Genomic DNA, 19179 nt, shown 5'->3' with positions numbered 1-19179 from the left:
CCGGCCGATCAATGCGACGGCGACGGAACGTTCTCGTGGAAAGCTGCGCGCTCGATCTGAATGGTGCAGTGATGGATTTCGAACGCGTCGCTGACTGCATCCACGACGGCCGCTAGCACAGCATCTCCATCTGCTGCGTCTCGGACGACCACGTGCGACGTCATCACGTTGCTTCCGCTGCTGACGGCCCAAACGTGCAAGTCATGGACATCCGTGACGCCGTCGACCTTGAGGATCGTGGCCTCGATTGCCGCCACGTTGAGCCCCCGGGGTACACCTTCCATAAGAATCCCCAGGCTCTCTCGAAGCAATTGCCAAGTCCGCGGCAATACCCAAAGGCCGATCGCTACGGCGACAACCGTGTCGACCCAGGTCCAGCCGGTAAAGCGGATAATGAGGGCTGCGATGATCACGCCCAACGATCCGAGCATGTCGCTCCAGACTTCGAGGTAGGCGCCTTTGACGTTGAGGCTCTCGTTGCTGGCAGATGCCAGCAGTCGCATTGAAATCAGGTTGATGATCAGGCCGACAATTGCGATCCACATCATCGCCCCGGTGGCGATCTCCGCCGGCATGAAGAAGCGCTGGTAGGCCTCGTACAAGATGTACATCGCCACCAGGAAGAGCAGCACGGCGTTGAACGTGGAGGCTAGGATCTCCAACCGCGCATAGCCAAAGGTTCTTTTCTGATCCGCCGGCCGCTTTGCGATCTGAAGCGCAATCAACGAAATTGCCAAAGCGGCGGTGTCGGTGAACATGTGAGACGCATCCGACAGCAACGCCAGGCTGCCGGTAATCCATGCGCCGATCACTTCAGCGATCATGAAGCTACCGGTCAGGACCAATGCCATGACTAGTTTCTTCTGATGCCCCTCACGAAGCGCGGCACTGCCATGATCATGATTCGATCCCACGTATTTCTCCTTGCACAGGGTAGTGGTCGCGTTGGATTTCCAGTGTGGCCATGCGCTAATGGGTGGCTTGGCCGCACTGGCTGCAGAATTTTGCTCCTGCTGTCAGGGATGAGCCGCAGGCCGTGCAACCACTCGATAGTGGTGTTCCGCAGTTTAGACAAAAGCGTGCGGACGGGGCGTTTGCGGTCCGGCAGTGCCTGCAAGTCTGCAGATCTTTGATTGGGGCTTGAGCTATTACGCGACCATCCTCAATCACCCGGTCATTACTGTCGCAGGATTGCTGCTGCTCGAAGCGACCATGCCGGTCATGTCGATCACTCCCGTGCCCACTACCGTGATGCTTGCCACCGCCGTGGTTGCCACGGCCGTGGTGGCCGCCCAATAAATTTTTGAGAAAACTCATGGTATTCGTCCCTCATCGATAGGTGACATCAGCACGAGCAAAAGGTGAAAGAAGTGTTCTGCTCGTTAGAATGACTTTTAAGTTAAAGTAAAAGTTCAAAATTAGCGTACGACAAAACGAAGCTGGTTTGTTTATGAAATTTAATTTAATTCGCCAGATGGCATTGACTACTCAAAGAGTCGGACCTGTCCGATTTTTTATCATAGCCTGAGCATTTACAATCGAAAAAGTCATTATCGCGATTCTGTCAGCATTGTAATCGCGAAGTCATCATGACGTTATCGTGTGGCGGAAATAATGCGCCTAGCGAGAGCTAATTTCTCATTTAATCCTATGCCTCACACATCCTAAGCGTCCTCAGGCTAAGGGGATCAAGGTCTCTGGCGCTCTGTACGGCCTGATTCGCTCAGTGTCTGTCGATGGCTTGCCGTTTAGCTCCCGACTATTCATAACCAGCGCCATGGATGAGCAGCTCCCTAGAGTTTGATAATGACACCTTCTAAATCCATTGTTCACATCCTGTTAAGTAAATGGATCCATGCTATTCGCAAAGTTAGACAGGAAGGCATCAGCACCAATTTACTCATCGCGCTAGTAACTTTTTGGTTGTTGTTGTTCGTGAACGCTGAGCTTTGGCGTGTGCTCTGGCGCCTGGCATTCAACACTGATGAAGTTAACTGGTTGCTCGCCGCCAGCCTGCCAGTCGTAGTGTTCGTTTGGGTGTTCACCGTACTTAGCTTGCTGTCATGGTCAAGACTCGCAAAACCTCTGCTGTGCCTGGTGCTGATCAGCGCGTCGTTCGCCAGCTACTTCATGAGTGCTTACGGCATCGTCATTGATTACACGATGTTCACCAACGTCGTGGAGACCGACGTCGGTGAGGTGTCCGAGCTACTGAACTGGAAACTTGGCCTCTGGGTGGCAATGGTAGGGGTATTGCCCGTCTACCTGATCTGTCTGGTGCCCCTGCGACGCAAGCCCTGGACCAAAGCGTTGGGTAGCAGACTCATCGTCCTGTCGCTCGCACTGGTAACCCTTGCTGGTATCGTGCTGAGCCAGTACCAGTCTTATGCCTCCCTCCTACGCAACAATCGGGAGATCCGGCTCATTCTGGTTCCCACCAATTTGTTTGCTGCCGGTCATGGTTACCTGAAACGCAAGCTGGCCACACCGAAAGCGCTGACCTCCATTGGTACCGACGCCGTGGTGACCAGGCAGGGAGCGGCTCGCAAACCCAAGCTGCTGGTACTGGCAGTGGGGGAAACCGCACGTTCCGCCAACTTCTCCCTTAATGGCTACTCCCGCGATACGAATCCAGAGCTGGAAAAGCGCAATGTCATCAGCTTCTCGAATGTGAGCTCGTGCGGCACTGCCACTGCGGTTTCCCTGCCATGCATGTTCTTGGACGTCGGGAGGGATGAGTACAAGGACGGCTTGGCCAAGAGCCGAGAAGGGCTGCTCGATGTGCTTCAGCGGGCAGGCATCAGTGTCATGTGGACTGATAACAATTCGGGCTGCAAAGGGGTCTGTGATCGGGTGCCAAACCACAAGGCTACCCAACACGCAGATGCTCAACTGTGTACCAGCGACGAGTGCAAGGACGGGGTGCTGCTTTCGGAGATGGAGGACTTCATCAAGCGTCAGGAAGGCGATGCAGTCCTGGTGCTCCACTACAAAGGTAGTCACGGCCCGGCCTACTACAAGCGCTACCCCCCGCAGTTCAAGAAATTCGGGCCGGTCTGCGAGACCAATGAGCTCGACAAATGTAAGCAGCAGGAGGTGATCAATGCCTACGACAATTCGATCCTCTACACCGACTACGTGACGGCCGGGCTGATCGACATCCTGGCTGCGAATACCAAATTCGACACTGCGCTCATGTACGTCTCAGATCACGGAGAGTCACTGGGAGAGGGTGGTCTTTACCTGCATGGGCTGCCCTATGCGATGGCCCCAGATGAGCAAACCAAGGTGCCATTGGTGCTCTGGATGTCTGATTCTCTCGCGAAAAGCGAACGCCTCAATGTGGGCTGCTTGAAAGCACAGACGAGCTCGCCACTGAGCCACGACAACCTGTTCCACACCGTACTCGGGATGATGAACGTCCAGACATCCTCGTATCGCTCAGCTCTTGATTTTACTGCCCCTTGCAAGACTTTGACCGGAAGCACCTACTCAGGCCTCTAATGCTGCAACGGGCTGAACACGTGAGGTCGATAGCGATTCCACATCGAGCTGCTTTGACAGCAGCCAGAAGCTCGACTAACTACATAGCAGTACTCAACAACCCAAGCGGAAAAGGAAATTTGCATGAGCATCAAGCCAGGCCCTAAACGCACCAACGAAGATGGCACTCCGGACAAGAGGCAGCGGGTCACGCCTGAGAAGCAGAAGGATCACCCAGACCTGAAACCCCACAAGCATAAAAAGGGGGAGTAGGGCAGAAAAGCAGCTTTTCGGAGCTGCTTTTTTATCTGCAGACAGTGTCCTGAAAAGCTCTCTAGCCCAGGAATGTCAGGCATGAAAGGACGGCTGAAGCCACCTGATGCCACTACCACAGCACGCGTAGTGAAATTCGCTCCGTTGGCGGTGCGAACCTCAAATGCCTTGCCCTTCTGTACGACCGCCACCACTCGGGTACCGCCCTGAAAAGGGAGCTGAAACTCGGCGGCGTATGCCTCCAGGTACTGCACCACTTCATTTCGCACCGGGTAGTCCTTGGGATCGCCAAGAAACGCTCGCCCCGGCAGCGCTGAGTACTCCGATGGTGAGAACAACTGCAAGCTTTCGTAGTAGTTACGCCAGTTACCGCCCGGGGATGTCTGCTCATCCAAGATGAGGTAATCCAAGCCGTGCTGCTGTAAATGCCAGCCAGTCGCCAAACCTGCTTGCCCACCACCGATAACGACCACATCCAGAACGCGATCCAACTCATTCATATATGCGCACTCATGCATATCTAAAGGCAAAAAAAGGCCGGACTACGGACAGCAGATCGATACTAGACCTTTGGTTCGCTGGAGCAGGCCCTCCAGTCGCTCGACGATCGACCCACCATTTACTTCATAGAACACCTGCCGACCCACCTTGGTGGCCTTCACGATCTTGGCGTCATGCAATACCTGCAGGTGCCTGGAGATCACCGAGCGCTCCTGTGGCAGCTCTTTGGCGATTTCGCCGACATCCGCCCGGCCGAGCAAAAGTACGCGCTTGAAAACCGCGACTCTGGAAGGCTCGCAAAGCGCTTTGAAGAAGGTCTCGTCTAGCGACTCGATGGCGGCTTCGATGGCTTGAGCACGGAGATTTTGGTTGGTCGTCATGCAGCCAATATATGTGCATGAACGCGCACATGTAAAGCCACCCATCATCGAGGGGTTGCGACACATTCGAAAAAGCGTATATTCGAAAAACCATATACACTCAGGGTACCAAGTGATGACTGGCAAGACCCGCGTTCTGTTTGTTTGCACCGCAAACGCCGCTCGCTCCCAGCTCGCCGAAGCTTTGCTCCGGCACACAGACCCTGTGCATTTCGAAGTTTTTAGCGCAGGTACCCAGCCTGGCCAAGTCGATCCGCGCACCTATGACGCCCTCGAATATCTCGATATCGATACCAAGGCTCTACGCAGCAAGTCCATCGACGAGTTTGCAGGGGAACGGTTCGACTACTTGATTACGCTCTGCGACAAGGCAGCCCATGAGTGCCTTACTTTGCCTGCCCTCGGCGAGGTTCTGGCGTGGAACTTCGAAGACCCTGTTACCAGTGACCAACACGATGCCTTCCGACGCACGCTTCATGAGATTCATGAGCGCATCAAAATGTTCGTCCTCGTGAAAACTAAACACTGAGAATTGCTATGACTGACTCGCTGACACCTACCAAGGTTTTCAAATGCCTCGCCGACGAGAACCGCATTCGGATGATGCTGCTGATCTCTCGCGAGGAAGAACTCTGCGTCTGTGAACTGACCTGCGCGCTGGAAGAAAGCCAGCCCAAGGTTTCCCGCCACCTGGCGCAACTGCGCACGTGTGACCTGCTGGAAGACCGGCGTCAGGGCCAGTGGGTTTATTACCGCCTGCATCCATCGCTTCCCGGCTGGGTACGTGAGGTCCTGGCGACGACGCTGGAGGCCAACCGCGAATGGCTGAGTGCTAGCACTAAACGACTGGACACAATGGGTGACCGCCCTCAACGCGTCGCCTCCTGCTGCTGATCATTGCCGAGAAAAACCGATGAAAGTTCTGTTCCTCTGCACCGCCAATAGCTGCCGCAGCATCCTCTCCGAGGCTGTTTTCAATCATCTGGCCCCGGCCGGCATGAAGGCCTACAGCGCCGGCAGCCAGCCAAAGGGTGATGTGCACCCGCTGTCCATCACCGCGCTGCAGCGTGCTGGTATCTCCACCGAGGGCCTCAGCAGCAAGTCAAGTGACGCGCATGCCGAGCTGGCACCGGACTTTGTCATCACCGTCTGCGACAAGGCCGCTGGCGAAGCCTGCCCCGTGTTCTTCGGACCAGCAGTGAAAGCCCACTGGGGGCTTTCTGACCCTTCTGACCAGCAGGGCAACACCGCCGAACTGGACGCAGCGTTCGACGTCACGCTTGAGCAGATCAAACGACGCCTCAATGCATTCCTCGCGCTGCCTTTCGAACAATTGGATGCCGCCCAGCTTAAGGCCGAGCTGGCCCGTATCGGAACGCTCTGACGTTTAGGGAGATCCACCATGAGCAAAAGCCGACTTTCCTTTCTAGACCGCTACCTGACGGTGTGGATCTTTCTGGCCATGGGCCTGGGCATTGGTCTGGGCAGCCTGTTCCAGGGATTGCCTGCGTGGCTGAATAGCCTGTCGGTAGGCTCGACAAACATCCCCATCGCCATTGGCCTCATCGTAATGATGTACCCACCTCTGGCGAAGGTGAAATACGAGGAGTTGCCACAGGTATTCAAGGACAAGCGCATCCTTGCCCTGTCGCTGATCCAGAACTGGGTGATCGGCCCGGTCCTGATGTTCGGGCTGGCCGTTGTCTTCCTTTCCGACAAGCCTGAGTACATGACCGGCCTGATCCTCATCGGCTTGGCACGCTGCATCGCCATGGTGCTGGTGTGGAACCAGATCGCCGGTGGCAACAACCAGTACGTGGCGGGTCTGGTCGCCTTCAACAGCATTTTCCAGATCCTGTTCTTTAGCGTGTACGCCTGGATCTTCCTGGGGCTGTTGCCGCCGCTGTTTGGCCTTGAAGGTAGCGTCATTGAGACCAGCTTCCTCGATATCGCCCAATCGGTGCTGATCTACCTGGGCATCCCGTTCCTGGCTGGTTTCCTGACCCGCAAGATCCTGATCAGCAGCAAGGGCGAGACCTGGTACCAGGAGCGATTCATCCCGAAGATCAGCCCGCTGACCCTTGTGGCGTTGCTGCTGACCATCGTCGCCATGTTCAGCCTGAAAGGCGACATGGTGCTGCAACTGCCGCTGGATGTGCTGCGCATCGCTATCCCGCTGACCATCTACTTCGTGGTGATGTTCTTCATCAGCTTCTGGATGGGCAAGCTGTTGGAAGCTGACTACCCACGTACCACGGCGCTGGCGTTCACTGCAGCGAGCAACAATTTCGAACTGGCCATTGCCGTGGCCATCGCCACCTTCGGCCTTGCCTCGCCGGTCGCGTTTGCCACCGTCATCGGGCCCTTGGTGGAAGTGCCGGTACTGATCTCCCTGGTGGGCGTGGCCTTGTGGCTCAAGCGCCGCTGGTTCGATCAGCCATCTGGCGCCTTGACTCAGGAGTAAATCATGACCGAACACCATATCCCGAATATCGACAACGATCTGGTCGACCTGCCGACAGCAGACAAACTGGCAGTCGAGCAAAAGTCCACCCATAACCCTCGCATCCTGCTGCTGTACGGATCGACCCGCGAACGCTCGTTCAGCCGCCTGCTGACGGAAGAAGCGGCACGCCTGCTGGAGCACTTCGGTGCCGAGACGCGGATCTTCAATCCGACCGGGCTGCCACTGGCGGATGACGTGCCCGATGACCACCCCATAGTCAAGGAGCTGCGCGACCTGGTGCTGTGGTCGGAAGGCATGGTCTGGTGCTCGCCAGAGCGCCACGGCGCGATGACTGGCGTGTTCAAGTCGCAGATCGACTGGATTCCACTGAGCATGGGCGCCGTGCGCCCCACTCAAGGCAAAACCCTCGCGGTGATGCAGGTCTGCGGCGGCTCGCAGTCTTTCAACGTGGTCAACCAGCTGCGCGTCCTCGGCCGCTGGATGCGCATGTTCACCATCCCTAACCAGTCGTCCGTGCCGAAGGCCTATCTGGAATTCGACGAGGCGGGTCGCATGAAACCCTCTTCGTACTACGACCGTGTTGTCGACGTAATGGAGGAGCTGGTGAAGTTCACCCTGCTGCTTCGTGATCGCTCCGACTACCTGGTCGATCGCTACTCCGAACGTAAAGAGTCGGCTGAAGAACTATCCAAGCGTGTCAATCAACGATCCATTTGAGGCTTTGTGAGCATGCAATTGCACCCGTATTCAGTGTTGGCTAATTCCGAACTGGTCGGCCAGCTGATCTTCACTCCGTGCCCAGGTACCAAGGAGACATCGGTATCTCAGGCTCTGGCAACGTTGCACGATGCCGGCGCAAGCGCGCTGGTAACCCTGATGCCGAGTGAAGAACTGCTGCAGAACGAGATCGATCTGCTTCCCGAGGAGTGCCAACTGCTGGGCCTCGAATGGTTCCACCTGCCGGTCGAGGATGACGAAGCGCCCGGTGAGCCGTTTGCGGCCGCCTGGAAGGCTCACCGGGAACGCCTGAAAGAGCTGGTGATGACCGGTAAGACGATCGCCATTCACTGCAAGGGCGGCTCTGGCCGCACCGGCCTGTTTGCCGCCCGCCTGATGATCGAGTGCGGCATCCCTGTGCAGGAAGCTGTTTCCCAGGTCCAGGCCCTGCGTCCACGTGCGATCCAGAACCCTGCGCACGTTGGGTATATCAACCAGTTCAGCGACACCCTCTGACCTTTCGCTAATCGCGATTCGAGAAAAAGAACATGGCTATCAAAGTAGGTATCAATGGGTTTGGCCGTATTGGTCGCTTGGCGCTTCGCGCCTCCTGGGACTGGCCGGAATTCGAGTTTGTGCAGATCAATGACCCGGCCGGTGACGCCGAGACCCATGCCCATCTGATCAACTTCGATTCGATCCACGGACGCTGGCACCGTGAAGCCCGCGCAGAGGGCGACGCGGTAGTGATCGAGGGCAAGCGCATCAAGGTCACCGCCAACAAGACCATCGCGGACACCGACTGGTCGGGCTGTGACTTGGTCATCGAGGCCAGCGGCAAGATGAAGTCGGTAGCCGTACTCCAGGCCTACCTGGATCAAGGCGTCAAACGTGTGGTCGTCTGCGCTCCAGTGAAGGAGAAAGGCGCACTGAACGTGGTGATGGGCGTCAACCAGCACCTATTCGACCCGGCGCAGCATCGTATCGTCACCGCCGCTTCCTGCACCACTAACTGCCTGGCCCCGGTGGTCAAGGTGATTCACGAGAACCTGGGCATACGCCACGGCTCGATCACCACCATTCACGACCTCACCAATACCCAGAGCATTCTGGATACACCGCACAAGGACCTGCGTCGCGCCCGAGCCTCGGGCATGAGCCTGATCCCGACCACCACGGGATCTGCCACCGCAATCGCCGAGATCTTCCCCGAGCTACGCGGCAAGCTGAATGGTCACGCCGTACGTGTACCACTGGCCAACGCCTCGCTGACCGACTGCGTGTTCGAAGTGGAACGTGAGACAACGGCTGAAGAGGTCAACGCGCTGCTGAAAGCCGCAACCGAAGGACCGCTGAAGGACATCCTGGGCTACGAAGAACGCCCCTTGGTGTCCATCGACTACCGCACCGATCCGCGGTCCTCGATCATCGATGCGCTGTCCACCCTCGTAGTCAACGGTACCCAAGTGAAGATCTACGCCTGGTACGACAACGAGTGGGGCTACGCCAACCGTGCGGTTGAACTAGCACGCCTGGTCGGCGCAGCGGAGTAAATGGCGATCATGAAGGCGTTGTCAGCCCTGTCTGCGGAAGTGCGTCAGTACCTGCTGGTTACCGGCAATTACTGGGCCTTCACCCTTACCGACGGCGCTTTGCGCATGCTGGTGGTACTGCACTTCCATTCGCTGGGCTACACGCCGCTGCAGATCGCGGCGCTGTTCCTGTTCTACGAAGTGTTCGGCGTGATCACTAACCTCGTGGGCGGCTACCTCGGCGCCCGCCTGGGGCTCAACCGCACCATGAACATCGGCCTTGGCATGCAGGTCTTCGCCCTGCTGATGCTCACGGTACCAGCAGCCTCGCTGACGGTGCCGTGGGTGATGGCGGCCCAGGCGCTCTCCGGCATCGCCAAGGACCTGAACAAAATGAGCGCCAAGAGCTCCATCAAGCTCCTGGTGCCGGACAGCCAGCAAGGCATCCTCTACAAATGGGTGGCCATCCTGACGGGCTCGAAGAACGCTCTCAAAGGCGTGGGTTTTTTCCTCGGGGGAGCATTGCTCGCGTTGCTCGGTTTCACCCAGGCGGTGCTGGCCATGGCGGCGGTGCTGGCCCTGATCTGGATCGGTAGTCTGATGCTGCTGAAAAAGGACTTGGGCAAGGCCAAGGCCAAACCGAAGTTCCGCGACATGCTGTCCAAGAGCCGGGCCATCAACATCCTCTCGGCCGCACGGCTGGTTTTGTTCGGTGCGCGGGATATCTGGTTCGTCGTGGCACTACCGGTGTACCTGAGCTCTGCGTTTGGCTGGGACTTCTGGCTGGTCGGCGGTTTCTTGGCCGTCTGGGTAATCGGCTATGGCATCGTCCAGTCGTTTGCCCCCCATATCACCGGCAAGAGGCGTGGTCATGTACCCGATGGCCGAGCAGCCTTCATCTGGGCAATCGCTCTGGCCGGACTGCCTGCGCTCATTGCCGTGGGCCTGTCGGCAGGCTGGTCGGCAAAGGTAGTCTTGCTCGGTGGGTTGATGCTGTTCGGTGTGCTGTTCGCCGTGAACTCATCGCTGCACAGCTACCTGATCGTCAGTTATGCCAAGGAAGATGGCGTCTCCCTGGATGTAGGCTTCTACTACATGTCCAACGCCCTCGGTCGTTTGGTCGGCACACTGCTGTCAGGTTGGGTGTTTCAGGCCTATGGGTTGGAGGCTTGCTTGTGGGTTTCCAGCGTCTTCGTATTGGTCGCTGCACTCATCTCGATTGCTCTGCCCAGGCACACTGAAATGGCACAGCAGACGCACTGATCTGAGAGGAAATGCGGAAGCCATCAGGCCTTCGCTTTCATCACAAAGTGCTCCATTTCTGCTGCGGTATTTCGGGCCGTGCGGGACACCCCGTTCACAGAACGTGTTGCTTACGCGCCTCCGCCACAGGCGGGACCATCATGACATCGCCCAACCCACCGACTGGCTGGTCAATGACGCGCCCGGGGAGTTTTTCTCTAGCGCAACCGTCCTGGCACAGTTCAATTCTCTAACTCCACTGTCTCCGTTCCAAGCACAAAAGATACCATCATAATTTTTTCGGGTTTTTTCCGAGGCGTACCCCTGCGATTTTTCTCCGGCTGAACCTTTGCTGTGACAACCGTTATTGTTGTGACAACCTTTATTAAACGAAAACCCCCGAGATTTTTTGAAAAGCGATGCTTTGTGACAACCTTTAATTTCGCTTCCACAGGATCAACCTCCCCGCTAGGCCGCGAATTTCCAGAGGTTTTGTGACAGAGTTTATTAATAAGCAACATGTGCGGCCCGCTCTTACAGGATCACGCAAGCCTCGCGGATGGCGAGGTCCCTGTAGGAGCGGGCTTGTCCCGCGATGGGCCGCAAAGCGGCCCCAATAAACACCAGGCCGCCCGACAGTTAGGCCATCCTACTGGCCAGCGCCTCGAACAACGCCTCGTACAAGCGCTGCACCTCCGGCAACCCCCTCGCCCGCAAGCACCCATGCACCAGCCCATGGCCTGGAAAATAATCCACAGCCACCCCGTCGCCACGTAGCCGCTCGGCATACAGTAGTCCATCGTCACGCAGGGGATCGAACTCGGCGACGCTGATAATGGCTGGCGCCAGCCCGTGCAGGTCATGCGCGCGCAAGGGCAATGCCAGGTAGCTTCGGTTGGATTCGGGCAGGTACGCGTCCAGGCACGCCTGCAGGTCCTCTCTGGACAACAGCGGCGCATCGGCGCATTCGCGTCGCGAAGCAGTGTCCCCGTCTCCAAGGGCTGGATAGATCAATACCTGGGCGCAGGGCTGCTGCTCATCGGCATCCCGTAACGCCAGGCACAGGGCAGCGGCGAGGTTGCCACCGGCGCTGTCGCCGACCACTGCCATGCGCGCGCAGTCCACAGGCTCGCCGACAAGGCCATTACGCAGTGCACGCCAGGCCGCGAGGCTGTCCTCCAGTGCGGCGGGGAAGGGATGTTCCGGTGCTAGCCGGTAATCCACCGCGACTACGAGCAAACCCTGCCGCGTGACCAGTTCTGCACAGAAGAACGCGTGCGAATCGAGGCCGCCGAGCATCCAGCCGCCTCCATGCAGGAACAGCACGGTGGGCCAACCGCCCGGCGGCGCCGGGCAGGCTGGGTAGAACAACCGCAACGGTGGCAACTGGGCACGCTTCAGGTCGCGTACCTGCACGCCTGCCGGGGCCGGTGGGGTGAAGGCCGCGGCCATGCGCGAATAGGCCGCGCGTTGAGCGGCGAGCGACGAGTCCGCCACGGCGAAGGCGCGGGTACGCTCGATGAAGGCCGTCATACCGGCCGACAGGGGGGATGGGGTCATTGCTGGCTGGCGACCAGCGTCGCGTCGGCAGGTTTGCCATCGAAGGTGGTCACCCCGGCGAGCCAGGTCGATACCTGCTCAGGATGGGCCTTGAGCCAGGCGCGGGCGGCCTCCAGCGGCGCGGTGCGATCCAGGATGGGCGCCATCACCTGGCTCACGCCCTCGCTGGTGAAGCGTAGGTTGTGCAGCAGCTTGGCGACGTTGCCGCACTGCTGCTGGTAGCCGGCGGCGGTCATGATCGAGACCGTGGCGGAGCCTTCGTTCGGGCCGAATGCATCGTCGCTGCCGGAGAGGTATTTCATGTCGATCTGCAGGTTCATCGGGTGTGGTTTCCAGCCGGCGAACACCACCCATTTCTGCTGGTTGACGGCGCGCTTCACCGCCGTGAGCATGCCGGCCTCGCTGGACTCCACGCCCTGGAAGCCTTTGAGGCCGAACTTGTCCTGGTCGATCATCTGCTGGGTGATGCGGTTCATGCCGCTGCCCGGTTCGATCAGGTAGATCCGGTTGTTCAGCTTGTCGCGGAATCTGGCGATATCGGCGAAGGTCTTCAGGCCTGCGTCATAGGCGTAGGCGGGAACAGCATAGGTGGACTGCGCATCGCTCAGGGTGGCTGGGCTGATGACGTCGATCTGCTGCTTGTCCAGGTAGGGCTTGGCCACCGATTGCATGGTCGGCTGCCAATAGCCGAGGAAGATGTCGAGGCGTTTTTCGGCCATGCCGGCGAGGATGATCTGCTGCGAGGCGCTGGTCTGCTTGACCTTGTAGCCCAGGCTGTCGAGCAGGGCCTCGGCCACTGCGCTGCTGGCGACCACATCGGTCCAGTTCACCGAGCCCATGCGCACGTTCTGGCAGGCAGCCGGCTCGGCGGCCCAGGTACCGCTGGCAACGCTCAACAACGCAGCGCAGGTGGCCGCTGTGATCGATCGCTTCATGACTTCTCCCTCGGGACATTATCGTTGTTATGTCGTGGGGCCCCGCGCAGTGGGGGCTGTCGCTCACGTTACGGGCAGCCAGAAATAAAAAATCGCACTGGGGCGACTCGCAGTTGCACGGTGGCGACCGTGGAAACCTTAGCCGAGCAGGTCAAAAAGAAAGGGCGAACACCTGTGTTCGCCCTTTTCGATGCAACCTCGTTTCGATGCGATCAGATTTGCATGGCCATGCCATCCACGTTCATTGCAGCCTGGCGCAGCGCCTCGGAGCGGGTTGGGTGAGGGTGGCAGGTGAGGGCGATGTCCTCGGCCGAGGCGGAGAATTCCATGGCCACGCAGAACTCGCCGATCATCTCGCTCACGCTTGGGCCCACCAGGTGCACTCCCAGCACTTCGTCGGTGTTGGCATCGGCGATGACCTTGGCGAAACCTTCGGTTTCATGGTTGATCTTGGCGCGGCTGTTGGCGGTGAAGGGGAACTTGCCGACCTTGTAGGCGCGGCCTTCGGCCTTGAGCTGTTCCTCGGTCTTGCCGACGCTGGCCAGTTCCGGGCGGGTATAGATGACGCCTGGGATCAGGTTGTAGTTGACCTCGTGGGCCTTGCCGGCGATACGCTCGATGCAGGAGACCGCCTCGTCCTCGGCCTTGTGCGCCAGCATCGGGCCGGAGGTGACATCGCCGATCACCCAGATGCCTGGCACCGAGGAGCGGTGATGCTCGTTGGCCAGCATGCCGCGCTTGTCGGTTTCAAGGCCGACGCTTTCCAGATTCAGGCCCTGGGTGTAAGGGCGGCGGCCGATAGCCACCAGCACGTAGTCGGCCTGCAGGGTTTCGGCCGCGCCGCCCGCTGCAGGTTCCAGCGTGAGGCTGACGCTGTCGGCCGATGGGGTGGCCTGGGTCACCTTGCTGCCGAGCTTGAAGGCCATGCCTTGCTTGGCCAGGGCTTTCTGCAGGGTCTTGGCGGTTTCCTCGTCGGTACCGGGGCAGATACGGTCCAGGTATTCGATCACGGTCACTTCGGCACCCAGGCGGCGCCACACCGAGCCCAGTTCCAGGCCGATAACGCCGGCACCGATCACCACCAGGTGCTTGGGTACTTGGGGCAGCGACAGGGCGCCGGTGGAGTCGATGATGCGCTGGTTGTCGATGGTCACGCCCGGCAGCGGGGTGGGTTCGGAACCGGTGGCGATGACGATGTCCTTGGCCTGCAACGTGGTCTCGCTGCCGTCCTCGGCCTTCACGATGACCTTGCCGACGCCGTCGAGGCGGCCCCAGCCCTTGACCCAGTCGACCTTGTTCTTGCGGAACAGGTATTCGATGCCCTTGGTCAGGCCGGTCACGCTTTCGTCCTTCTGCTTCATCATCTGGGCCAGGTTGAGCGTAGGCTTGACCTCGATTCCCAGGTGGGCGAACTCCTCGCCGGTGGCCGCTTCGTAGAGCTCCGACGCATGCAGCAGCGCCTTGGATGGCATGCAGCCGACATTCAGGCAGGTGCCGCCGAGGGTCGAGCGACCTTCCACGCAGGCGACGCTCATGCCCAGCTGACCGGCGCGGATCGCTGCGTTGTAGCCACCGGGGCCGCCGCCAATGATCACCACATCATAGGATTTCATGGGTTTACTCCAGGAGTGAAGAAGCGCAAGAGGGCCACAAGATTAGTCTGCACAAGGAAAGTTGTATACAAAAATGCCTTCAATTTGTTTCGGATGCTTCTAGACCAAGGTCTGTATTCACGGAAACTTCCCACGAATGAACTACCCTGTTCCCGGTGACGTCCCAATTAGAGGCGCGACGTCTGGAAAAATGAAAGGGAGGGTCATTCATGCTTGCGCAACTTCCACCTGCGTTGCAGAGCTTGCACTTGCCTTTGCGTCTGAAGCTGTGGGACGGCAACCAGTTCGACCTGGGGCCGAGCCCGCAGGTCACCATCCTGGTCAAGGAGCCTCAGCTGATCTCCCAGCTGACCCATCCGAGCCTGGATGAACTGGGTGCCGCCTTCGTCGAAGGCAAGCTCGAGCTCGAAGGCGATATCGGGGAAGTCATCCGGGTCTGCGACGAGCTCAGCGAAGCCTTGCTGGAGGACGAAGACGAAACACCCCCTGAGCGTACCGCGCATGACAAGGACACGGACGCTGAAGCCATTTCCTACCACTATGATTTGTCCAACGAGTTCTACCAGCTCTGGCTCGACCAGGACATGGCCTATTCCTGCGCCTACTTCCGCGAACCGGACAACACCCTCGACGAGGCCCAGCAGAACAAGTTCGACCACCTGTGCCGCAAGCTGCGCCTGCAGGCCGGTGACTACCTGCTCGACGTGGGCTGCGGTTGGGGTGGGCTGGCGCGGTTCGCCGCGCGCGAATACGGCGCCAAGGTGTTCGGCATCACCCTGAGCAAGGAGCAGCTGAAACTGGGCCGCCAACGGGTCAAGGAAGAAGGGTTGGCCGATCAGGTCGACCTGCAGATCCTCGACTACCGGGACCTGCCCCAGGATGGCCGCTTCGACAAGGTGGTGAGCGTCGGTATGTTCGAGCACGTCGGCCATGCCAACCTCGAACTGTATTGCCAGAAGCTGTTCGGTGCCGTGCGCGAAGGCGGCCTGGTGATGAACCATGGCATCACGGCCAAGCACGTGGATGGGCGCCCGGTAGGGCGGGGGGCGGGCGAGTTCATCGACCGCTATGTCTTCCCCCATGGCGAGCTACCGCATGTGTCGATGATCAGTGCACGTATCTGCGAAGCAGGGCTTGAAATCGTCGATGTGGAAAGCCTGCGCCTGCACTACGCCAAGACCCTCAACCACTGGAGCGAGAACCTGGAGAACCAGTTGCACAAGGCCGCCGCCCTGGTACCAGAGAAGACCTTGCGCATCTGGCGCCTGTACCTGGCCGGCTGTGCCTATGCCTTCTCCAAGGGCTGGATCAACCTGCACCAGATCCTCGCGGTGAAGCCTTACGCAGATGGGCATCACGACCTGCCTTGGACCCGCGAAGACCTTTACCGTTAATTCAAAGGATCGGCGATATCAGCCGCGCGATACGCATCCCGAGCTGTTGCAGGCGATGCGTATCACGGCTGTCGTCGGCACTGATTTCCCTGGCCTCCTCGAAATCCTTCAACAACATAGCCTCGACCTGGTCGGCGAAGGTGCGGTCCACGGTCAGCAGTGTGATCTCGAAATTCAAACGGAATGAACGGTTATCCAGGTTGGCACTGCCGATCGCACTGACTTCTTCATCCACCAGCACCACCTTCTGGTGCAGGAACCCTGGCTGGTAGCGGAACATTCTTACACCAGCACGTACCGCCTCGAACGCGAACAGGCTGGAGGCGGCGTAGACGATACGGTGGTCCGGCCGTGCCGGAATGAGGATGCGCACATCGACCCCGCGCAGCACCGCCAGGCGCAGTGCCGCGAATACCGCTTCATCGGGGATGAAGTAGGGGCTGGTGATCCATACCCGGCGGGTGGCCGAGTGGATAGCTTCGAGAAAGAACAGCGCACAGGTTTCCTGGGAGTCGGCCGGGCCGCTGGCCAATGCCTGACACAGCACGCCGTTTTCCGGGTAGGTGTCGGGCAGGATCAGTGGCGGCAATTCACGCGTGGCCCAATACCAGTCCTCGGCAAACGACTCCTGCAGGCAGGCCAGCACCGGGCCGCTGACCTGGACATGGGTATCGCGCCAAGGCGATAGCCGGGGATGTTCGCCGAGGTATTCGTCACCGACGTTGTGGCCCCCCAGAAAGCCCAGCAAGCCATCGACCACCACGATCTTGCGATGGTTGCGGAAATTGACTTGGAAGCGGTTGAACCAGCCGCGGCGCGTGGCGAAGGCATGGATCTGCACCCCACCATCACGCAGGGCCTGGCTATAGCTGGCCGGCAGCGTATGGCTGCCCACCCGGTCGTACAGCACATAGACGCGCACCCCCTCGGCGGCCTTGCGCAGCAGTAACTGTTGCAGCTTCCGGCCGAGGTTGTCGTCATGGATGATGAAGAACTGCACCAGTACCGCCTGGCGTGCCTCGGCGATGGCGGCGAAGATCGCGTCGAAGGTGGCCTTGCCGTCGATCAGTAGCTTCACCTCGTTGTTCGCCAGGCAGGGCATGGGCCCCAGCTTGGGCATCGCGCGTAGGGCGGCATAGCTCAGCGACTCGCGTGCGGTCAGGGCTTCCTCCACCCAGGGCCGCCAATTGAGGTTGGCCATGGCCACGTGCATCTCCTGGTTGGCCTGGCGCCTGGCCTGGATGTAGGCATAGAAGGAGCGAGCACCGAAGACCAGGTAGGGAATCAGCGTGAAGTAAGGAATGAAGAACAATGACATGGCCCAGGCGATCGCGCCTTGGGCGGTGCGTACGGTGAATACGGCATGCAGCGCGGCGACGATGCCGAGCAGGTGAATCAGGCCGAGTACATAGCCGAAGAAATAGGGGCTGTGGTAGTCCATACGCATCCTGCTTGCTGAGAGCACCGGGATAACAGAGCATGTTCCAGGCCCGCCTTGCAACCCGGAAGCGGAAATGGCGTCTAAGGCTCAACCGGCCAGTAGCCGGTCTTTCGAGGAGCACTCATCCATGAAGATTCGTCTGCCATTGTTGGCCCTGGCATTGGGCCTGGGCGCACCATTGGTGCAAGCGCAGATGCTGCAACCAGGCTTGTGGGAACTGACCACCAGTAACATGCAGGTCGATGGCAAGCCGTTACCCAATATGGAGTTCATGCTCGGGCAGTTGAAGAACCTGCCACCGGAGCAGCGAGCCATGATGGAAGGGGTATTGGCCAAGCAGGGGATCACCCTGGCGGGAAAAGGCGTGCGTTCGTGTCTCACGCCTGAGCAAGTCAAGACTGATGACATTCCCTTGCAGGATCCTCAGTCCGGTTGCACTCAGAAGATCACCGAGCGTACGGGCAACGTATGGAAGTTCCAGTTCAGCTGCCCACGAGCCCAAGGTAACGGGCAAGCGACCTTCCTCAGCGATCGAGAATTCCTGACCCAGGTCAGCGGCACTTTCAATGCTTCCGGTGTACAGCAACAGGGCAGCATGAACACCCGGGCCGTCTGGCTGGGCAGTGATTGCGGTGCGGTAAAGCCACGCACTTGAGCATCACCAGCGGTATTGGCTGGCAGCAACCGCATCGTGGGCATGCAGGCTTTCTGCATGTTCCACACGCAGGCTGAAGCCAGCCGTCCATTCTACTGTGCGCAGCGCCTGATGTAGCCGTCGAGCGGCATCCTCGCAAAACATCAGGTTCTGGCCGTTGGCCAAGGCGAACGCCTGTTCGTCGGCGCGCTTCACCGCCGTTTGCACGGCAGTACCCAGGGCCGTCTCGACCTGATCTATCAGTTCGGTAATCGGTAAGTAATCCAGGTTGTCTCGTAGTTGGACGCGGACATGTGCTTGGCTGCGTTGGCTGTGCGGCGTGGCGACGATGCCCTGGTTGCTGCCCAGCCATTCCAGCATTGCGGCCTGGTCGGGCATTCGTGTGGGGAAGTCGGCAAGAAACTGCTGTTGAATCAGCTGCCGGGCAAGCGCGGCGGAGCAAGGGCAGGTGGATGAGTAGGGCACCCCGACGGATAGTTCCACGTGGAACATTTCATCTTCGATCTTCGCATCAAGGGTAACGGGATAGCTTTTCCAACCTGCCAATGGGCTGACCAAGGCTGGCCGCTTCAGTAGGTGATCGAACCTTAGGCTCACATAGGCCGCAGACGATAACCCCTCATGGGACGAGAGGAAATCGGCCAGCAACCGGCGTAGCGACAACGGACTCAGCTCGGCCTGCTCGAGGGCCTCCAGCGCTAGGTACAGGCGCGACATGTGGATCCCTCGTGAAACACCATCTTCCAGATTGACGCCGACGTCTGCTTGCCCGCAGAGAACGCGGCCTTCATATCGCAATGGCAAGGCGATGCCCTGCATGCCAACCCAGTCCAGGGGGAGCGTATGAGGTTGGGTTTGGGTGGCGATATCGGGAAGGGTCAGGCTGGTCATCTTGGCGATCCTGGTGAATGCAGCAGCGGCGCACGGGCTTGGCGAAATTGTATTGTTATAATATAACGTATGCAACGCATCGCTTCGAATGCCTT

21 protein-coding genes are annotated in these 19179 nt (G+C 59.1%); 12 read left to right on the top strand and 9 right to left on the bottom strand.

Features of this window, described 5'->3' with window-relative positions; all coding sequences use genetic code 11:
- Positions 1-8: 8 nt before the first annotated feature.
- Both K8374_RS23965 and K8374_RS23960 read right to left on the bottom strand, forming a co-directional pair.
- A complete protein-coding gene (locus K8374_RS23965; protein ID WP_047595902.1) occupies positions 9-914 on the bottom strand; it encodes a cation diffusion facilitator family transporter in 906 nt (301 codons plus the stop codon).
- Positions 915-969: 55 nt separating this feature from the next.
- Positions 970-1170 carry a zinc ribbon domain-containing protein gene (locus K8374_RS23960; protein WP_224459391.1) on the bottom strand — a complete coding sequence of 67 codons (201 nt, stop codon included), beginning with the start codon at positions 1168-1170 and terminating at the stop codon, positions 970-972.
- On the opposite strand from K8374_RS23960, the gene K8374_RS23955 reads away from it, so the two are divergent.
- Positions 1141-1299, top strand: coding sequence for a hypothetical protein (locus K8374_RS23955; RefSeq protein WP_224459398.1), 159 nt, complete (start codon positions 1141-1143; stop codon positions 1297-1299). The genes K8374_RS23960 and K8374_RS23955 overlap by 30 nt on opposite strands.
- Positions 1300-1806: 507 nt before the next feature.
- Positions 1807-3504 (top strand): phosphoethanolamine transferase, encoded by a 1698-nt coding sequence (locus tag K8374_RS23950; RefSeq protein WP_044047182.1) that lies wholly within the window; start codon positions 1807-1809, stop codon positions 3502-3504.
- Positions 3505-3713: 209 nt separating this feature from the next.
- Here the strand turns inward: K8374_RS23950 and K8374_RS23945 are convergent, their stop codons facing one another.
- Positions 3714-4256 carry a flavin-containing monooxygenase gene (locus K8374_RS23945; RefSeq protein WP_013974864.1) on the bottom strand — a complete coding sequence of 181 codons (543 nt, stop codon included), beginning with the start codon at positions 4254-4256 and terminating at the stop codon, positions 3714-3716.
- Positions 4257-4298: 42 nt separating this feature from the next.
- The gene (locus K8374_RS23940) at positions 4299-4637 is read right to left on the bottom strand and encodes an ArsR/SmtB family transcription factor (protein WP_013974863.1); all 339 of its coding nucleotides are present in this window, start codon (positions 4635-4637) and stop codon (positions 4299-4301) included.
- 115 nt (positions 4638-4752) lie between these two features.
- Between K8374_RS23940 and K8374_RS23935 the strand changes: the two genes are divergently transcribed.
- From K8374_RS23935 to arsJ, 8 genes are read left to right on the top strand one after another with little or no spacing between them, the layout of a single operon-like run.
- On the top strand, positions 4753-5166 hold the full coding sequence (locus K8374_RS23935) for an arsenate reductase ArsC (RefSeq protein WP_044047181.1): 414 nt from the start codon (positions 4753-4755) through the stop codon (positions 5164-5166).
- Between the two features lie 8 nt (positions 5167-5174).
- A complete protein-coding gene (locus K8374_RS23930) occupies positions 5175-5531 on the top strand; it encodes a metalloregulator ArsR/SmtB family transcription factor (RefSeq protein WP_044047180.1) in 357 nt (118 codons plus the stop codon).
- 19 nt (positions 5532-5550) lie between these two features.
- Positions 5551-6021, top strand: coding sequence for an arsenate reductase ArsC (locus K8374_RS23925; protein WP_044047179.1), 471 nt, complete (start codon positions 5551-5553; stop codon positions 6019-6021).
- An 18-nt stretch (positions 6022-6039) separates the two neighbouring features.
- Complete coding sequence (gene arsB / locus K8374_RS23920; RefSeq protein ID WP_054912979.1) at positions 6040-7101, top strand: ACR3 family arsenite efflux transporter; 1062 nt, start codon at positions 6040-6042, stop codon at positions 7099-7101.
- Between the two features lie 3 nt (positions 7102-7104).
- Positions 7105-7821, top strand: a complete 717-nt coding sequence (arsH, locus tag K8374_RS23915) for an arsenical resistance protein ArsH (protein ID WP_013974858.1) — start codon at positions 7105-7107, stop codon at positions 7819-7821.
- Between the two features lie 12 nt (positions 7822-7833).
- The gene (locus K8374_RS23910) at positions 7834-8337 is read left to right on the top strand and encodes a cyclin-dependent kinase inhibitor 3 family protein (RefSeq protein ID WP_013974857.1); all 504 of its coding nucleotides are present in this window, start codon (positions 7834-7836) and stop codon (positions 8335-8337) included.
- Between the two features lie 32 nt (positions 8338-8369).
- Positions 8370-9374, top strand: coding sequence for an ArsJ-associated glyceraldehyde-3-phosphate dehydrogenase (locus tag K8374_RS23905; RefSeq protein WP_013974856.1), 1005 nt, complete (start codon positions 8370-8372; stop codon positions 9372-9374).
- Between the two features lie 9 nt (positions 9375-9383).
- Positions 9384-10616 (top strand): organoarsenical effux MFS transporter ArsJ, encoded by a 1233-nt coding sequence (gene arsJ, locus K8374_RS23900; protein ID WP_044047293.1) that lies wholly within the window; start codon positions 9384-9386, stop codon positions 10614-10616.
- 618 nt (positions 10617-11234) lie between these two features.
- Here arsJ and K8374_RS23895 read toward each other — a convergent pair.
- The 3 genes from K8374_RS23895 to lpdA form a co-directional block, all read right to left on the bottom strand.
- Positions 11235-12155, bottom strand: coding sequence for an alpha/beta hydrolase (locus tag K8374_RS23895; RefSeq protein ID WP_224457466.1), 921 nt, complete (start codon positions 12153-12155; stop codon positions 11235-11237).
- Positions 12152-13090: a choline ABC transporter substrate-binding protein gene (choX, locus tag K8374_RS23890; RefSeq protein ID WP_224457465.1), complete on the bottom strand. Its 939-nt coding sequence runs from the start codon at positions 13088-13090 to the stop codon at positions 12152-12154. The genes K8374_RS23895 and choX overlap by 4 nt, the downstream gene beginning before the upstream one ends.
- Before the next feature lie 212 nt (positions 13091-13302).
- Positions 13303-14703, bottom strand: coding sequence for a dihydrolipoyl dehydrogenase (gene lpdA / locus K8374_RS23885; RefSeq protein ID WP_224457464.1), 1401 nt, complete (start codon positions 14701-14703; stop codon positions 13303-13305).
- A gap of 209 nt (positions 14704-14912) precedes the next feature.
- On the opposite strand from lpdA, the gene cfaB reads away from it, so the two are divergent.
- Positions 14913-16097: a C17 cyclopropane fatty acid synthase CfaB gene (gene cfaB, locus K8374_RS23880; protein ID WP_224457463.1), complete on the top strand. Its 1185-nt coding sequence runs from the start codon at positions 14913-14915 to the stop codon at positions 16095-16097.
- Position 16098: 1 nt separating this feature from the next.
- Here the strand turns inward: cfaB and cls are convergent, their stop codons facing one another.
- Positions 16099-17538, bottom strand: coding sequence for a cardiolipin synthase (gene cls, locus K8374_RS23875; RefSeq protein WP_224457462.1), 1440 nt, complete (start codon positions 17536-17538; stop codon positions 16099-16101).
- Positions 17539-17665: 127 nt separating this feature from the next.
- Here cls and K8374_RS23870 point away from each other — a divergent pair, with 127 nt between their 5' ends.
- Positions 17666-18193 (top strand): DUF3617 domain-containing protein, encoded by a 528-nt coding sequence (locus tag K8374_RS23870; RefSeq protein ID WP_224457461.1) that lies wholly within the window; start codon positions 17666-17668, stop codon positions 18191-18193.
- Between the two features lie 3 nt (positions 18194-18196).
- Here K8374_RS23870 and folE2 read toward each other — a convergent pair whose 3' ends face one another.
- On the bottom strand, positions 18197-19084 hold the full coding sequence (gene folE2 / locus K8374_RS23865; protein WP_224457460.1) for a GTP cyclohydrolase FolE2: 888 nt from the start codon (positions 19082-19084) through the stop codon (positions 18197-18199).
- Positions 19085-19179 lie beyond the last annotated feature (95 nt).

This window comes from Pseudomonas sp. p1(2021b) (assembly GCF_020151015.1).
GTDB classification, from domain to species: domain Bacteria; phylum Pseudomonadota; class Gammaproteobacteria; order Pseudomonadales; family Pseudomonadaceae; genus Aquipseudomonas; species Aquipseudomonas putida_K.
The sequence above is the reverse complement of the archived record's forward strand: the minus strand, read 5'-3'. Positions and strand labels throughout refer to the sequence as shown.

Bases quoted from the DNA above. Each gene is read 5' to 3' on its own strand.
- choX (WP_224457465.1), bottom strand. From the start codon at position 13,090: ATGAAGCGATCGATCACAGCGGCCACCTGCGCTGCGTTGTTGAGCGTT.
- lpdA (WP_224457464.1), bottom strand. From the start codon at position 14,703: ATGAAATCCTATGATGTGGTGATCATTGGCGGCGGCCCCGGTGGCTAC.
- K8374_RS23930 (WP_044047180.1), top strand. From the start codon at position 5,175: ATGACTGACTCGCTGACACCTACCAAGGTTTTCAAATGCCTCGCCGAC.
- K8374_RS23940 (WP_013974863.1), bottom strand. From the start codon at position 4,637: ATGACGACCAACCAAAATCTCCGTGCTCAAGCCATCGAAGCCGCCATC.
- K8374_RS23905 (WP_013974856.1), top strand. From the start codon at position 8,370: ATGGCTATCAAAGTAGGTATCAATGGGTTTGGCCGTATTGGTCGCTTG.
- arsH (WP_013974858.1), top strand. From the start codon at position 7,105: ATGACCGAACACCATATCCCGAATATCGACAACGATCTGGTCGACCTG.
- K8374_RS23945 (WP_013974864.1), bottom strand. From the start codon at position 4,256: ATGAATGAGTTGGATCGCGTTCTGGATGTGGTCGTTATCGGTGGTGGG.
- arsB (WP_054912979.1), top strand. From the start codon at position 6,040: ATGAGCAAAAGCCGACTTTCCTTTCTAGACCGCTACCTGACGGTGTGG.
- K8374_RS23935 (WP_044047181.1), top strand. From the start codon at position 4,753: ATGACTGGCAAGACCCGCGTTCTGTTTGTTTGCACCGCAAACGCCGCT.
- K8374_RS23870 (WP_224457461.1), top strand. From the start codon at position 17,666: ATGAAGATTCGTCTGCCATTGTTGGCCCTGGCATTGGGCCTGGGCGCA.
- arsJ (WP_044047293.1), top strand. From the start codon at position 9,384: ATGAAGGCGTTGTCAGCCCTGTCTGCGGAAGTGCGTCAGTACCTGCTG.
- K8374_RS23895 (WP_224457466.1), bottom strand. From the start codon at position 12,155: ATGACCCCATCCCCCCTGTCGGCCGGTATGACGGCCTTCATCGAGCGT.
- K8374_RS23910 (WP_013974857.1), top strand. From the start codon at position 7,834: ATGCAATTGCACCCGTATTCAGTGTTGGCTAATTCCGAACTGGTCGGC.
- cfaB (WP_224457463.1), top strand. From the start codon at position 14,913: ATGCTTGCGCAACTTCCACCTGCGTTGCAGAGCTTGCACTTGCCTTTG.
- cls (WP_224457462.1), bottom strand. From the start codon at position 17,538: ATGGACTACCACAGCCCCTATTTCTTCGGCTATGTACTCGGCCTGATT.
- folE2 (WP_224457460.1), bottom strand. From the start codon at position 19,084: ATGACCAGCCTGACCCTTCCCGATATCGCCACCCAAACCCAACCTCAT.
- K8374_RS23950 (WP_044047182.1), top strand. From the start codon at position 1,807: ATGACACCTTCTAAATCCATTGTTCACATCCTGTTAAGTAAATGGATC.
- K8374_RS23925 (WP_044047179.1), top strand. From the start codon at position 5,551: ATGAAAGTTCTGTTCCTCTGCACCGCCAATAGCTGCCGCAGCATCCTC.